Genomic DNA, 12,353 nt, shown 5'->3' with positions numbered 1-12,353 from the left:
CCCCGGGCGTCACGCGGCCTTGCGGATGTCCAGCAGGGTCTCGGCCTCGCGCGCGGTGACCCGGGACAGGCAGGACAGGCCGACGCGGTCCAGCAGGGCGGACGGATCGCCGCACAGGCCCATCGGCTCGTCGATGCGGCGGGCGAGGACCGGGGTGTCGATCAGGACGCGCAGGCCCGAATGGCGGGGATCGTCCAGCAGGCGCCGGATCAGCCGGTCCACGTCGGCGCGGGCGCCCTCGATGGCCTGGAGGATATGGCCCTGGTGAAACATCAGGCAGCTGGTCAGGTGATCGCGCCGGTTGTTGCGCTCGGAGACGCCCAGAATCTGGGCGATGGACAGCGTCGAGACGCCCGTGGCGCCGACGGCTTCGCTGGCGTAGATCACGCGATGAAGCACGACGCTTCCCTCAGATGGCATTTTGTAGGGTATAGATTGTCAAGGTAACGGCTTACATTGGTCGAAATATGGCTCGGCCTGGCTGTTGGAATCACACGGCAACCGGCTTGCCGCGCCGCATTTTCGTCGCCATCTGAGCCGGATGACGAACCCGAACGACTCCACATCGCCCGGCTGGCACGGCACCACGATCCTCGCGGTGCGCAAGGACGGCCGCACCGTGATCGCCGGCGACGGCCAGGTCTCGATGGGCCCGACCATCGTCAAGGGCGCGGCCCGCAAGGTCCGCACCCTGGCCGGCGGCAAGGTGCTGGCGGGCTTCGCCGGGGCCACCGCCGACGCCTTCACCCTGATCGAGCGGCTCGAGGCCAAGCTTGAGCAGTACCCGGACCAGCTGGCCCGCGCCTGCGTCGATCTGGCCAAGGACTGGCGCACCGACCGCTATCTCCGCCGCCTCGAGGCCATGCTGCTGGTCGCGGACCGGCATTCGATCTTCACCGTCACCGGCGTCGGCGACGTGCTGGAGCCGGAGCATGGCGTCGCGGCGGTCGGATCGGGCGGCAATTTCGCGCTCGCCGCCGCCCGGGCCCTGCTGGATCATTCCGACATGGACGCCGAGACCATCGCCCGCCGGGCCATGGCCATTGCCGCGGACATCTGCGTCTACACCAACGGCAACCTGACGGTGGAGACGCTGGAGGGCTGAGGCGCCGTTCCGGCGGAGCAAATCGGGCCGTCGGCGGTTGCTCCGCGGAAAGGAGACGTCGACATGGAAGCTTTCCCCTGGGGCCTCGTCATCGTGGGCGGGCCCGTCCTCCTCGGCCTCGCCCTGGTCTGGGCGAAGATGCGTGGCGGCAAGGCCACCCGCCAGGCCGATCCGGACACGCCGTCGGACGACCCGTCGAAGGGCATGTAGTGGGCGGGCCCCGGCCCGCCCTGGCGCCTGCCTTGTCTTCGCCCGGCTTTTCCGCCATAAGCCGCCGCTTCCGGCGCAAGTGAACCCTGCGTCTCCACCCACACGACCCCCGATCCGTCGGGACGAGGTGGGCGAGAACCCCCTGCCGACGTGATCGTCGCCAGGGGCCGTTGTCGTATGGAGCCGTTTCACCCGCCGGTGTCGAGTGGCCCGTTTTCGGGATTCAGGTCGTCGTGACCTGAAGCGAAAGCAGGCATGAGGTAGTGAATGTTCGAGGCTCTGAACGAGCGGCTGACAGGCGTCTTCGACCGGATCACCGGGCGCGGCGCCCTGTCCGAAAAGGACGTGGCCGAGGCGATGCGCGAGGTGCGCGTGGCCCTGCTCGAGGCCGACGTCGCCCTGCCCGTCGTCAAGGACTTCATCGCCTTCGCCACCGAGCGCGCCACCGGCGAGGAGGTCATCCGCTCGGTCAAGCCGGCCGACCAGGTGATCAAGATCGTCTACGACGGCCTGGTCGAGATGCTGGGCGGCGAGGAGCCGGTCCCGGTCAATCTGAACGCCACGCCGCCCGCCGTCATCCTGATGGCCGGCCTGCAGGGCTCGGGCAAGACCACGACCTCGGCCAAGCTGGCGCTGCGGCTGACGAAGTTCGACCGCAAGAAGGTCATGATGGCCTCGCTGGACACCCGCCGCCCGGCGGCGATGGAACAGCTGGCCACCCTCGGCAAGCAGATCGAGGTGACGACCCTGCCGATCGTCGCCGGCGAGAGCCCGGTCCAGATCACCAGGCGCGCCCTCCAGTCCGCGAAACTGCAGGGCTTCGACGTCCTGATCCTCGACACCGCCGGCCGCATCACCCTCGACGAGGGCCTGATGGCCGAGGTGGCCGAGGTCGCCTCGATCGCCAAACCCGTCGAGACCCTGCTGGTCGCCGACAGCCTGACCGGCCAGGATGCGGTGCGAACCGCCCGGGCCTTCCACGAGCGCCTGCCGCTGACCGGCCTGGTCCTGACCCGCGCCGACGGCGACGGCCGCGGCGGCGCCATGCTGTCGATGCGGGCCGTCACCGGCCTGCCGATCAAATATCTGGGCGCCGGCGAAAAGGTCGATGCCCTGGAGGTGTTCGACGCCCGCCGCGTCGCCGGCCGCATTCTCGGTCAGGGGGACATCGTCGCCCTCGTCGAGAAGGCGTCGCAGGAACTGGACGCCTCCAAGGCCGAGGCCATGGCCCGCAAGCTGGCCAAGGGCCAGTTCGACCTGAACGACCTCGCCAACCAGCTGCAGCAGATGAAGCGGATGGGCGGTCTGCAGGGCATTATGGGCATGCTGCCCGGCGTGGCGAAGATGAAGGCCCAGATGGCCAGCGCCAACGTCGACGACCGGATGATCGCGCGTCAGGAAGCCATCATCAGTTCGATGACCAAGGCCGAGCGCAAGAAGCCCGACCTGCTCAACGCCAGCCGCAAGAAGCGCATCGCCGCCGGCGCCGGAGTCGAGGTCCAGGAGATCAACCGCCTGCTCAAGCAGCACCGGCAGATGGCCGACATGGTCAAGTCGATGTCCAAGGGCGGCGGCAAGGGCCTGAAACAGATGGCCGCCATGATGGGCATGCCCGGCATGGGCGGCGGCGGGGCCGGCGACATGGCCCGCCTCAAGGCGCTGGGCGGCGGCAAGATGCCGGAGCCCACGGCCGATGAAATGAAAGCCATCCAGGACCGCATCGCCGGCCTGGGCGGCGGACAACTGCCGGGAGGCCTTCCGGGCCTGCCGGGCTTTCCTCCCAAGAAATGATATCGCTTAAAGAAAGAGACTGAAAATGCTGAAGATTCGTCTGGCCCGCGGCGGCGCCAAGAAGCGCCCGTACTACTACATCGTCGTCGCCGACTCCCACTCGCCGCGCGACGGCAAATTCATCGAGCGCGTCGGCTCCTACAACCCGATGCTGCCGCGCGACGGCGAGCAGAAGCGCGTCACCCTGAAGGCCGACCGCATCGCCGAATGGCTCGGCAAGGGCGCCCAGCCGACTGACCGCGTGGCCCGCTTCCTGTCGCAGGACGAGACGCTGGCCGACAAGGTCAAGTGGACCCAGGGCAACAACCCGAACAAGGCCCAGCCGGGCAAGAAGGCCCAGGAGCGGGCCGCCGAGCGCGCCCAGCGTGAAGCCGACCGGGCCGAGGCCGAAGCCGCCGCCAAGGCCGAGGCCGCCGAGGCCGCCGCCCGCGCCAAGGAAGAGGCCAAGGCCGCCGCCGAGGCCGCCAAGAACGCTCCGGCGCCCGAGCCGGAAGCCGCCGCCGAGGAAGCCCCGGCCGAGGCCGCCGCCGAAGAGGCTCCGGCCGCTGAAGCCGTGACCGAAGAAGCCCCGGCCGCCGAAGCGACCGAAGAAGAAAAGACCGAGGCCTGATCCGACAACCCTTCTCCCCTCCGGGGGAGAAGTTGACCGGCGGAGCCGGTCGGATGAGGGGGATTCTGGCCGTGGAGCGGGATGGATGAGGGTGAGCAGGATCGACCAGCCCCCTCATCCGTCTCGCTCCGCGAGCCACCTTCTCCCCCGAGGGGAGAAGGTGAAATGACCGCCAACGGCAAACTCATCCTCGTCGGCCAGGTCGCCGGCGGCTTCGGGGTCAAGGGCGAGGTGCGGGTGACCGCCTATACCGCCGACCCCATGGCCCTGCTGTCCTACGGGCCGCTCCTGCGGGCCGACGGCTCGGTGGGCCTGACGCTGACCTCGGCGCGGCCCGAGAAGAGCGGCGTGGTCGGCCGGGCGAAGGAGATCGCCACCAAGGAGCAGGCCGACGCCCTGCGCGGCCTGAAGCTGCACGTCCCGCGCGATCGCCTGCCCGAGCCGGACGAGGATGAATTCTACCTCACCGATCTGGTCGGGCTGGAGGCGCGCGATCCCGCCGGAACCGTGCTCGGAACCGTCCGGTCGGTGCAGAATTTCGGGGCCGACGACATGCTGGAGATCGCCCCGGCGGCCGGCGGACCTACCTGGTATCTGCCGTTCACAAGGGACGCCGTGCCGGAGCTGCACATCGCCGACGGCTGGCTGCTCGCCGTGCGTCCGGCGGAGGTCGGCGAGCGCGAGCCCGACTGAACCTCGTCCCCGGCGGGGCGTTGCCATGCCTTCACCAACGAAAGTGGCATGGCATGAGCATCTTCAGTTCGATCTGGGACCGCATCCGGGGCAACCGTCCGAAAGCCGGATCCGCGGCGCCGGAGCCCCGGGCGACGCCCGCCGCCGCGCCCTCGCCGGCCGCAACCGCTGCAGCGCCGGTCGACGTCGAGGCCGTGCTCGTCTCCATGGCCGAGCTGAAGGGCGAGGGCGCCGGCAACTGGCGCACCTCGATCGTCGACCTGCTCAAGCTGCTCGGCCTCGACTCGAGCCTGGAGGCCCGCAAGGAGCTGGCGCAGGAGCTGGGGGTCAACGCCGGCCCGCATGGCAGCGCCGAACAGAACATCGCCCTGTCTAAGGCGGTCTGGCGCAAGCTGGCCGAGAATGGCGGTCTGGTGCCGGACTCCCTGCGCGACTGAGGGCCCGGGGGAGCCGTCGGGGCGATCCGGCGTTTCCCCCTCATGCCCTCGAGCGTCATCCGCCGCTTCAGCTATGACGAACCGCACCGCCGACTGCGCGTCACCTTCACCTCGGGCGACGTCTATGAGTACGACGGCGTGCCCCCGGAGGTGAACGCCGCCTTCCGCGAGGCCTTCTCGAAGGGCCAGTTCTTCGGTCCCAACATCCGCGACCGCTATCCGTACCGGCGGGTGGAGCGAGGCCTGCGCGCCGGCTGAGCCTCGCCCGGCCGGCTTTCGTCCGGTGGCGAACCGTGCCTAAGGTGGCGCTTCGTGACCGATCGGAGTGATGCGATGCGCCGGACCGTTCTCGCCCTGATGGCCGTGGCCGCCCTGGCCGCCGGCTGCCAGCAGCCGTCGGAAACGCCGGCGGCCGACCCCGCTCCGGCCGCCGCGCCGCCGCCCGAGATGCCCGCCGACGCCCCGCCGCAGGAAGAGGTCGATCCGGCGGTGGTCGCCGCCGCGCCCGCCGGCGAGCCCGGATCCTGCCTCGGCGAGGTCGGCGAGGCCGCCGCGGCCCGCCTGGTCCAGCGCTGCATCGCCGTCAGCCCGGCGACCCATCCGCCATGCAACGCCGCCAATCCCTGCGCCATGATCCAGGGCGAGATCGACCGCGCCTGCGAGATGTACGGCCCGGGCGAGGCCCGGCCGGCGGAGTGCGGCGCTTAACGGTTCCTAGAGCCTGAACCTCTAGTCTGGTCGGTCATGACGCCCGTCCAGACCCCGCCTGACCTGCGCGCCCTGACCACGCTGCGCTTCCTCGCCGCCCTGTGGGTGGTGCTGTTCGCGGCCTGGCCGCATCTGGACGTCGCCTTCACCCCCATAGCGGTGACCAAGGGCTATCTGGGCGTCGAGGTCTTCTTCGTCCTGTCCGGCTTCATCCTCAGCCACGTCTATCTCGAGGCCGCTGGCCGGCGGGAGGGATTCAGCTACCGCGGCTTCCTGTGGGCCCGGATCGCGCGGGTCTATCCGCTGCATCTCCTGACCCTGGCGGGCATGATCGCCCTCGGCGCCGGGGCCACCGCCGCCGGCCTGGCGGTCAGCGAGAGCCTGCTCGACTGGCGCTCCCTGCCGGCCCATCTGAGCCTGACCCACGCCTGGGGCCTCGCCTCCAGCGCCGCCTTCAACCACCCGTCGTGGTCGATCTCGGCCGAGTGGTTCGCCTATCTGAGCTTCCCGGCCTACGCCTTCGTCGCCTGGCGCATGCGCGGCCGGCCGGTGCTGGCCACGGTGCTCGCCGCCGGCGCGGCGTTGGCCCTCTACGCCGCCTTCCAGCGGCTGGCCGGCTTCCCCCTGACCGAGGCGACCTTCCGCTGGGGCGCGCTCAGGATCGTGCCGTGCTTCGCCCTCGGCTGCGCCCTCTATCTGATCCACCGCCGCGCGCCCGTGCCCCATGCGGGCCTGGTCGCCCTCGCCTCGGGCGCGGGCCTGCTGGCCAGCGCCGCCCTGGGGCTGTGGGACCCGCTGGTGGTGCTGTGCGCCGGCGGGCTGATCCTCGGACTGGGCGGGCTCGACAACGCCCGCGCCGGCGTCCTCGCCTCGAAGGCCGGCGTCTGGCTGGGCGAGATCTCCTATTCGATCTACATGGTGTGCGCGCCCGTGCTGCTGCTGGGCGTCAATGTCGCCGCGCGCCTGACCGGGGCCGAGGACAAGAAGCTTCACATCATTGTGTGGCTGGGCGTTCTGGCCCTGATTCCGGTCGCGGCGGCCCTGACCTACCACCTGGTCGAACGCCCGGCCCGCAAGGCTTTGAGGGGATTCGCCAATCGCCACGGCTCAGGTCAAGCCGTCTCGAAATCGCAGGCGGATTCGCCCGAAAGGGTTCTTCAACCCTCGGAAACTATCGTCTAAGGCTAAGTCACTGAGGCAGGTCGGGACCCAAGCCAGCATGATGAAACGGCTCACAGCCGCCGCGGTTGCGGCGACCCTCGGACTTTTCGCACTGGCCGGAACGGCTCCGGTCGCGAAGGCCGGCGAGCCGTACTGGCAGTGCGTGACCTTCGCCCGCATGTTCTCGGGCATCGACATCTTCGGCGACGCCCACACCTGGTGGTCGCAGGCCCAGGACCGTTTCCAGACCGGCCAGCGCCCGCGCACCGGCTCTGTGCTCGCCTTCCAGCCGAGCGGCCGGATGAGCCGCGGCCACGTCGCCGTCGTCTCGGAAGTCCTGACCGACCGGGTCATCCGCGTCACCCACGCCAACTGGGGCGGCAGCCGCGGCAAGGTCGAGGAGAACGTCACCGTCGTCGACGTCTCGGGCGGCAACGACTGGAGCGCGGTCAAGGTGTGGTACAACCCGATCAATGATCTGGGCACGACCGTCTATCCGACCTGGGGCTTCATCTACAAAGCCCCGGCCCAGCCCTCCGACGGCCTGCTCATGGCCTCGGCTCCGGGCGCCAACGGCCAGCCCTGACCCCCTGACCCTCGCCCGGAGGGTCCGCCCTTGATCCGCGTCTACCGCTCCGGCGCCCGGACCTGCGACCCCCATGCGGGCGACGCCTCGGCCTGGACCCTGCCCCCCGGCGCCGTCTGGATCGACCTGGTCGGCCCGACACCGGAAGAAGACCGCGCCGTCGAGCGGGCGCTGGGCCTGTCCGTCCCGACCCGCGAGGAGATGGCCGAGCTGGAGGCCTCCAGCCGGCTCTATCGCGAGAGCGGCGCCACCTATGTCACCGCCGACATCCTGCATCACGGCGAGGCCGACATGCCCGGCCTCGATCCGGTGACTTTCGTGCTGACCGAAGGGCCGCTGGTCACGATCCGCTACGTCGATCCCAGGCCCTTCACCCTGCTGCTGGAAAAGCTGGACCGCGATCCGGCGCTGTGCGGCACGGGCGCGGACCTGTTCCTGCACCTGATGGAGGCGATCATCGACCGCGCCTCCGACGTCCTGGCGGCCAACGCCGCCACCGTGGAGGCGGTGTCGGGCCAGGTCTTCAGCGGCCGCAAGACGGTCGGCTTCGAGAAGCTGATCACCAGACTGGGCCGCGCCCACATCGCCAATGCGCGCATCGAGCAGAGCCTGGCGGGGCTGGCCCGCATCTTCGCCTTCGTCGCCCTCGACGACCGGATCGAACAGCAGCCCGACACCCGCGAGCACCTCGGCTCCCTGACCCGCGACGCCCAGAGCCTGATCGCCCACAACCAGGCCGTGGCGGCCTCGATCAATTTCCAGCTGTCGGCGGCGCTCGGGCTGATCAACATCGAGCAGTCGTCGATCATCAAGATCTTCTCGGTGGCGGCCGTCGCCTTCCTGCCGCCGACCCTGATCGCCTCGATCTACGGGATGAATTTCGACCACATGCCGGAGCTGCCCCAGGCCTGGGGCTATCCGGCCGCTCTGGTGGCCATGGTGATTTCCGCCCTGATGCCTTTGGCGTGGTTCAAGAAGAAGGGCTGGCTGTAGCGCGACGCTTGACCGCGACCGGTCCGCTGCGCTCCATGGCCTCCAACCCGGAGACACCCGATGCGCGCCCTCGCCCTGACCGCCGCCGCCATCCTGACCCTGTCCGCCTGCTCGCAGCCGGCCGAGGCGCCGAAGCAGCCCGATCCCGCGCCGGCGCCCGCGCCGGTCCTGGCAGGCGTCGACCTGACGAAGCCGCTGCGCGTGGGTGGCAACGAGCCGTTCTGGTCCGTGGAGCTGAACGGTTCGGAAATGGTCTACTCCGGAGTCGACCGGCCCGAGCAGCGCGCGCCGCAGAACCCGCCCGTCGTGCAGGGCACCATGGCCAGCTGGGAGTCCACCACCGGTGCGGGCAATCCCCTCAAGGTCACCCTGACGGCCACCGACTGCAGCGACGGCATGAGCGACCGGACCTACCCGCTGACGGCCATGGTCCGGATCGGCGAGGAGACGCTGACGGGCTGCGCCGCCACGGTGTCCGCCATCATGTCGACCGGCGAGAGCGGCCGCGTCGTCGATGCGCCTCAGCCCGCCGCCTGATCCCGCAGCGTCCTGAGCGCGCCCAGCCGGGCGAAGGCGATGGTCAGGGCCTTGCGCCGCGCGGGAGCCAGCGGGATCGAAACCGCGTCGCGCACCACCGCCCCGCCGAAGCCGTCGGCCACGATCAGCCCCGGCTCGTCCGGCAGGATGTCCGACGGAAACTCCGGCGCCACGGCGAAATAGAACAGGTCGCAGTACGGCCGGTACTCGCCCCATTTCCGGTCGACGCGGAAGTCCTCCAGCCCCGACTTGACCTCGCAGATGGCGATCTCGCCGCGCGGCCCCAGCGCCATGACGTCGGCGCGCCGGCCATTGGGCAGACCGACCTCGAGCAGGGGCGCATAGCCCATGTCCGCCATCAGCCGCGCGGCGCCCCGGGTGACCGACAGCGTCGTCGCGGGCCGGCTGAAGACCAGGTCGATGGACAGGAGGGCGGACACGGCCTCCTGTATGTTCCGTTTGTGTTCCGTTTTCAACCGGGCCGGCTCTCACGCGCCTACGGTCAAGCTGTCCACAGCGGGTGAGCCGCCGCGCAGCGCTCTCGCCGGGCGGGCCTATGAATCAGAGATCAGGGTTCGGCGAGGCGCGAAACATGCGGGTTGAAGACGATCCTGGCGCACGGCGAAACCATGGAGACGCCCGGGGCCTGTGGCTGATCAACGTCCTGATCTGCACCCTCGTCGCGGTTCTGAGCCTCTATGTCTTCCGCGCGGACGTCACCCGCCGGGACGCCCGGGCGGCCATGGCCACGGTCGAGGCCCTGCCGGAACAGATCGCCGCCTCGCCAGCGATGGCGGCGGCGCGGGAAGACTGAGCCGCCCTAGAGGATGAACCGGCTCAGGTCCGCATCGCGGGCGAGGTCGGCGACCTTCTCCCGCACCTGATCGGCGTCGAAGGCGATGGTCTGGCCGGCTAGGTCCGAGGCCTTGAAGGAGGTTTCCTCCAGCACCCGCTCCAGCACCGTCTGCAGCCGCCGCGCGCCGATGTTCTCGACCGTGGCGTTGGCCGCCACCGCCGCGTCGGCCAGGGCCGCGATGGCGTCGTCGGTGAAGGTCAACGTGACATCTTCCGTGGCCAGCAGGGCCTGGTTCTGGCGGATCAGATTGGCCTCGGGCTCGGTCAGGATGCGCACGAAGTCGTCGCGGGTCAGAGCCTTGAGCTCGACCCGGATCGGCAGCCGTCCCTGCAGTTCCGGCAGCAGGTCGGACGGCTTGGCCACATGGAAGGCGCCCGAGGCGATGAACAGCACGTGGTCGGATTTCACCGGCCCGTATTTCGTCGAGACCGTGGTGCCCTCGATCAGCGGCAGCAGGTCGCGCTGCACCCCCTCGCGGCTGACGTCGGCGCCCGAGGCGCCCTGGCGCGCCGCCACCTTGTCGATCTCGTCGAGGAAGACGATGCCCTCGTTCTCGGCCAGCAGCAGGGCCTCGCGGGTCAGGCTCTCCTGATCCAGCAGCTTGTCGCTCTCCTCGGTGACCAGCGGCCCGACCGCGTCGCGCACTGGCAGCTTGACCGTTTTCGTACGCCCGCCGCCCAGCTTGCCCAGCATCTCGGACAGATTGATCATGCCGATGCCGCCACCGCCCGGCAGATCCAGCCCCTGCATCGGCGAGGCGGTGTCGGCCAGCGACAGCTCGACCTCCTTGTCGTCCAGTTCCCCGGCCCGCAGCTTCTTGCGGAAGCTCTCGCGGGTGGCGGGCTGCGACCCCGGCCCGACCAGGGCGTCGAGGATACGCTCCTCAGCGGCGGCCTCGGCCCGGGCCTTCACCCCTGTGCGCCGCTTGTCACGCACCATGACCAGCGCCGCCTCGACGAGGTCGCGCATGATCTGGTCGACGTCGCGTCCCACATAGCCGACCTCGGTGAATTTGGTCGCCTCGACCTTGAGGAAGGGCGAGCCGGCCAGCTTCGCAAGACGGCGGGCGATCTCGGTCTTGCCTACCCCGGTGGGGCCGATCATCAGGATGTTCTTGGGCGTGACCTCGTCGCGCAGGTCCTCGGGCACGCGCTTGCGCCGCCAGCGGTTCCTCAGCGCCACGGCCACGGCGCGCTTGGCGTCGTCCTGGCCGACGATGAAGCGGTCGAGTTCGGATACGATTTCGCGGGGAGAGAGGTCGGTCATGGAAGGGAGATAGGGCGGCTCAGCCCCCGGCGGGAGGGGTTGGCGGAGGGGCCGGGATCAGTTGGGCCAGGATCAGCACCCAGCCACGCTCCCGCTTCTGCCACAGCCTGACATAGTGGCCGCGCCGCTCCGTATCGTCCTTCGTCCAGGCCGCCGGGCCGTAGGTCCAGGCCAGATCCCCGGCGTCCGAGGCGCCCCCGCCCTCCGCGGGGCCGAACCGGAACGTCTCCGGCCAGCCGTCCAGCGCCTCCATCGCGGCCCGCGCACCGATCGCGGGCGGGCGCGGGGCCACATACACGCGTCCGTCCACCGCCAGTTCGGCCAGATGCGCCAGCTTCTGATCGCTGGCGGCGCGCTCCGCGAGACGGGCCTCGGCGGCCCGCACTTCGGCCATGGCGGCCTCGGGCGACGCGGATCCGGCGGAGGATGTCGGCAGGATCACCGGCTCGCTGTCCGGCCCCGGCACATCCGCCGCACTGGCCCCCGAGCCGCCGTCGTAGACCCATTTCCACGAGCCGTCGGGCTGGCGCTTCCAGATGGTGAAATAGTGGCCCGTGCGCCGGCCGTTCAGCGCCACGCCTCCGGTGGTGAAGCCGAGGTCGCCGGACCGGGCGATCCCCGCGAAATTCGGCCACCACTCCAGCAGCGGCTCGTCGGCGGGCCGGGGCCCGTCCGGATAGGCCTCGCCGATCCTCCGCGCCTGTCCGCCACCGATCACGATGGCCTCTGGAACCGACCATTTGTTGAAACTGCCGGCGATTCCCATCGACGGCGCGTCGGCGGCGAAGGCCCGCTCGGCGGCGACCACCGGGGCCGCGTCCGGGACCTGCGCCGAGGCGGCCGTCGCGGCCATCAGCAGGACGAGAGAGGCGAGGGGGGCGAAATGCATGGCGGAATCCTCCATCGCCATTGATTCCCCCCCGCCGCGCCCCTGTCCCGTTAAATCGGCGACAGGCGCCTGATCGCCGATAAGTTTGCCGCGAATTCACCCAGCGTCGCTATTCCGCCGCGAAATCCACATCAGGCCGCAACAGCGTGGCCGTATCTCCCGCATCGTCGCCGCCAAGGAGCGACGCAGCTCTCCACAGGAGATCGCCATGAAAACTCTCGCTTCTCTCGCCGCCGTCCTGACCCTGGCTGCCGCTGGTTCCGCCTCTGCCCAGGAAACCCGCATCGCCTGGGGCGACCTGGACCTGTCCACCGCCGCCGGGGCGGACGCCTTCGACGCCCGGGTCCGCGTCGCGGCCCGCAAGATGTGCCGCAGCGTGCCGATGATCGGCGGCCGCGCCGCCTGCCACACCGCCGTGCGCGACGAGGCCGTCAGCCGGCTGCCCGGCGCCGCCCAGGTCGACTACGCCCTCAGCCGCGTCCCGCTGGTCGCCTGACCGGCACGGAAAAGG

General features: G+C 70.3%; 18 protein-coding genes. 14 read left to right on the top strand and 4 right to left on the bottom strand.

The annotated features are described in order from the left end of the window. Positions 1-9: 9 nt before the first annotated feature. Positions 10-399 (bottom strand): BLUF domain-containing protein, encoded by a 390-nt coding sequence (locus tag VEA62_RS12010; protein WP_324821938.1) that lies wholly within the window; start codon positions 397-399, stop codon positions 10-12. Between the two features lie 142 nt (positions 400-541). On the opposite strand from VEA62_RS12010, the gene hslV reads away from it, so the two are divergent. The 12 genes from hslV to VEA62_RS11950 all read left to right on the top strand — a co-directional run bounded on the left by hslV (position 542) and on the right by VEA62_RS11950 (position 8,831). Beyond that, positions 542-1,105: an ATP-dependent protease subunit HslV gene (hslV, locus tag VEA62_RS12005; RefSeq protein WP_324821936.1), complete on the top strand. Its 564-nt coding sequence runs from the start codon at positions 542-544 to the stop codon at positions 1,103-1,105. Positions 1,106-1,168: 63 nt separating this feature from the next. Continuing rightward, positions 1,169-1,315, top strand: a complete 147-nt coding sequence (locus VEA62_RS12000) for a hypothetical protein (protein WP_324821934.1) — start codon at positions 1,169-1,171, stop codon at positions 1,313-1,315. A 267-nt stretch (positions 1,316-1,582) separates the two neighbouring features. Next, a complete protein-coding gene (gene ffh, locus VEA62_RS11995; protein WP_324821932.1) occupies positions 1,583-3,106 on the top strand; it encodes a signal recognition particle protein in 1,524 nt (507 codons plus the stop codon). Positions 3,107-3,131: 25 nt separating this feature from the next. Continuing rightward, positions 3,132-3,716 carry a 30S ribosomal protein S16 gene (rpsP, locus tag VEA62_RS11990; protein ID WP_324821930.1) on the top strand — a complete coding sequence of 195 codons (585 nt, stop codon included), beginning with the start codon at positions 3,132-3,134 and terminating at the stop codon, positions 3,714-3,716. A gap of 165 nt (positions 3,717-3,881) precedes the next feature. Continuing rightward, positions 3,882-4,409 carry a ribosome maturation factor RimM gene (gene rimM, locus VEA62_RS11985; RefSeq protein ID WP_324821928.1) on the top strand — a complete coding sequence of 176 codons (528 nt, stop codon included), beginning with the start codon at positions 3,882-3,884 and terminating at the stop codon, positions 4,407-4,409. 53 nt (positions 4,410-4,462) lie between these two features. Then, positions 4,463-4,846 carry a DUF3597 domain-containing protein gene (locus tag VEA62_RS11980; protein WP_324821926.1) on the top strand — a complete coding sequence of 128 codons (384 nt, stop codon included), beginning with the start codon at positions 4,463-4,465 and terminating at the stop codon, positions 4,844-4,846. Positions 4,847-4,888: 42 nt separating this feature from the next. Next, a complete protein-coding gene (locus VEA62_RS11975; RefSeq protein ID WP_324821924.1) occupies positions 4,889-5,104 on the top strand; it encodes a KTSC domain-containing protein in 216 nt (71 codons plus the stop codon). A gap of 75 nt (positions 5,105-5,179) precedes the next feature. Then, entirely contained in the window at positions 5,180-5,554 is a 375-nt protein-coding gene (locus VEA62_RS11970) for a hypothetical protein (protein ID WP_324821922.1), read from the top strand. Between the two features lie 36 nt (positions 5,555-5,590). Beyond that, entirely contained in the window at positions 5,591-6,736 is a 1,146-nt protein-coding gene (locus VEA62_RS11965; protein ID WP_324821920.1) for an acyltransferase, read from the top strand. Between the two features lie 40 nt (positions 6,737-6,776). After that, positions 6,777-7,301, top strand: coding sequence for a CHAP domain-containing protein (locus VEA62_RS11960; protein WP_324821918.1), 525 nt, complete (start codon positions 6,777-6,779; stop codon positions 7,299-7,301). A gap of 30 nt (positions 7,302-7,331) precedes the next feature. After that, positions 7,332-8,294 (top strand): magnesium transporter CorA family protein, encoded by a 963-nt coding sequence (locus VEA62_RS11955; RefSeq protein WP_324821916.1) that lies wholly within the window; start codon positions 7,332-7,334, stop codon positions 8,292-8,294. A 60-nt stretch (positions 8,295-8,354) separates the two neighbouring features. Beyond that, positions 8,355-8,831 (top strand): hypothetical protein, encoded by a 477-nt coding sequence (locus VEA62_RS11950; RefSeq protein ID WP_324821914.1) that lies wholly within the window; start codon positions 8,355-8,357, stop codon positions 8,829-8,831. On the opposite strand, the gene mmcB is transcribed toward VEA62_RS11950, so the two are convergent. Further along, positions 8,816-9,259 carry a DNA repair putative endonuclease MmcB gene (mmcB, locus tag VEA62_RS11945; RefSeq protein WP_414641898.1) on the bottom strand — a complete coding sequence of 148 codons (444 nt, stop codon included), beginning with the start codon at positions 9,257-9,259 and terminating at the stop codon, positions 8,816-8,818. The two genes, VEA62_RS11950 and mmcB, sit on opposite strands and share 16 nt — an antisense overlap. A 164-nt stretch (positions 9,260-9,423) precedes the next feature. Between mmcB and VEA62_RS11940 the strand changes: the two genes are divergently transcribed. Next, the gene (locus VEA62_RS11940) at positions 9,424-9,645 is read left to right on the top strand and encodes a hypothetical protein (protein WP_324821911.1); all 222 of its coding nucleotides are present in this window, start codon (positions 9,424-9,426) and stop codon (positions 9,643-9,645) included. Positions 9,646-9,651: 6 nt separating this feature from the next. On the opposite strand, the gene hslU is transcribed toward VEA62_RS11940, so the two are convergent. Both hslU and VEA62_RS11930 read right to left on the bottom strand, forming a co-directional pair. After that, positions 9,652-10,953, bottom strand: a complete 1,302-nt coding sequence (gene hslU / locus VEA62_RS11935) for an ATP-dependent protease ATPase subunit HslU (RefSeq protein ID WP_324821909.1) — start codon at positions 10,951-10,953, stop codon at positions 9,652-9,654. 19 nt (positions 10,954-10,972) lie between these two features. Then, positions 10,973-11,842, bottom strand: coding sequence for a DUF4440 domain-containing protein (locus VEA62_RS11930; RefSeq protein ID WP_324821907.1), 870 nt, complete (start codon positions 11,840-11,842; stop codon positions 10,973-10,975). A 208-nt stretch (positions 11,843-12,050) separates the two neighbouring features. Here VEA62_RS11930 and VEA62_RS11925 point away from each other — a divergent pair, with 208 nt between their 5' ends. Next, entirely contained in the window at positions 12,051-12,338 is a 288-nt protein-coding gene (locus tag VEA62_RS11925; protein WP_324821905.1) for a UrcA family protein, read from the top strand. Positions 12,339-12,353: the final 15 nt, after the last annotated feature.

The sequence above is a fragment of the Brevundimonas sp. genome (assembly GCF_035627475.1).
GTDB lineage: Bacteria > Pseudomonadota > Alphaproteobacteria > Caulobacterales > Caulobacteraceae > Brevundimonas.
Note: the sequence above shows the minus strand (reverse complement) of the source record. Positions and strands in the feature narration are given on the sequence as shown.

Excerpts from the sequence above, each read along its gene's own strand:
- VEA62_RS11975 (WP_324821924.1), top strand. The coding sequence starts at position 4,889 with ATGCCCTCGAGCGTCATCCGCCGCTTCAGCTATGACGAACCGCACCGC.
- VEA62_RS11960 (WP_324821918.1), top strand. The coding sequence starts at position 6,777 with ATGAAACGGCTCACAGCCGCCGCGGTTGCGGCGACCCTCGGACTTTTC.
- VEA62_RS11925 (WP_324821905.1), top strand. The coding sequence starts at position 12,051 with ATGAAAACTCTCGCTTCTCTCGCCGCCGTCCTGACCCTGGCTGCCGCT.
- hslV (WP_324821936.1), top strand. The coding sequence starts at position 542 with ATGACGAACCCGAACGACTCCACATCGCCCGGCTGGCACGGCACCACG.
- rpsP (WP_324821930.1), top strand. The coding sequence starts at position 3,132 with ATGCTGAAGATTCGTCTGGCCCGCGGCGGCGCCAAGAAGCGCCCGTAC.
- VEA62_RS11980 (WP_324821926.1), top strand. The coding sequence starts at position 4,463 with ATGAGCATCTTCAGTTCGATCTGGGACCGCATCCGGGGCAACCGTCCG.
- VEA62_RS11940 (WP_324821911.1), top strand. The coding sequence starts at position 9,424 with ATGCGGGTTGAAGACGATCCTGGCGCACGGCGAAACCATGGAGACGCC.
- VEA62_RS11965 (WP_324821920.1), top strand. The coding sequence starts at position 5,591 with ATGACGCCCGTCCAGACCCCGCCTGACCTGCGCGCCCTGACCACGCTG.
- VEA62_RS11930 (WP_324821907.1), bottom strand. The coding sequence starts at position 11,842 with ATGCATTTCGCCCCCCTCGCCTCTCTCGTCCTGCTGATGGCCGCGACG.
- VEA62_RS12000 (WP_324821934.1), top strand. The coding sequence starts at position 1,169 with ATGGAAGCTTTCCCCTGGGGCCTCGTCATCGTGGGCGGGCCCGTCCTC.
- VEA62_RS11970 (WP_324821922.1), top strand. The coding sequence starts at position 5,180 with ATGCGCCGGACCGTTCTCGCCCTGATGGCCGTGGCCGCCCTGGCCGCC.
- ffh (WP_324821932.1), top strand. The coding sequence starts at position 1,583 with ATGTTCGAGGCTCTGAACGAGCGGCTGACAGGCGTCTTCGACCGGATC.
- VEA62_RS11950 (WP_324821914.1), top strand. The coding sequence starts at position 8,355 with ATGCGCGCCCTCGCCCTGACCGCCGCCGCCATCCTGACCCTGTCCGCC.
- hslU (WP_324821909.1), bottom strand. The coding sequence starts at position 10,953 with ATGACCGACCTCTCTCCCCGCGAAATCGTATCCGAACTCGACCGCTTC.
- rimM (WP_324821928.1), top strand. The coding sequence starts at position 3,882 with ATGACCGCCAACGGCAAACTCATCCTCGTCGGCCAGGTCGCCGGCGGC.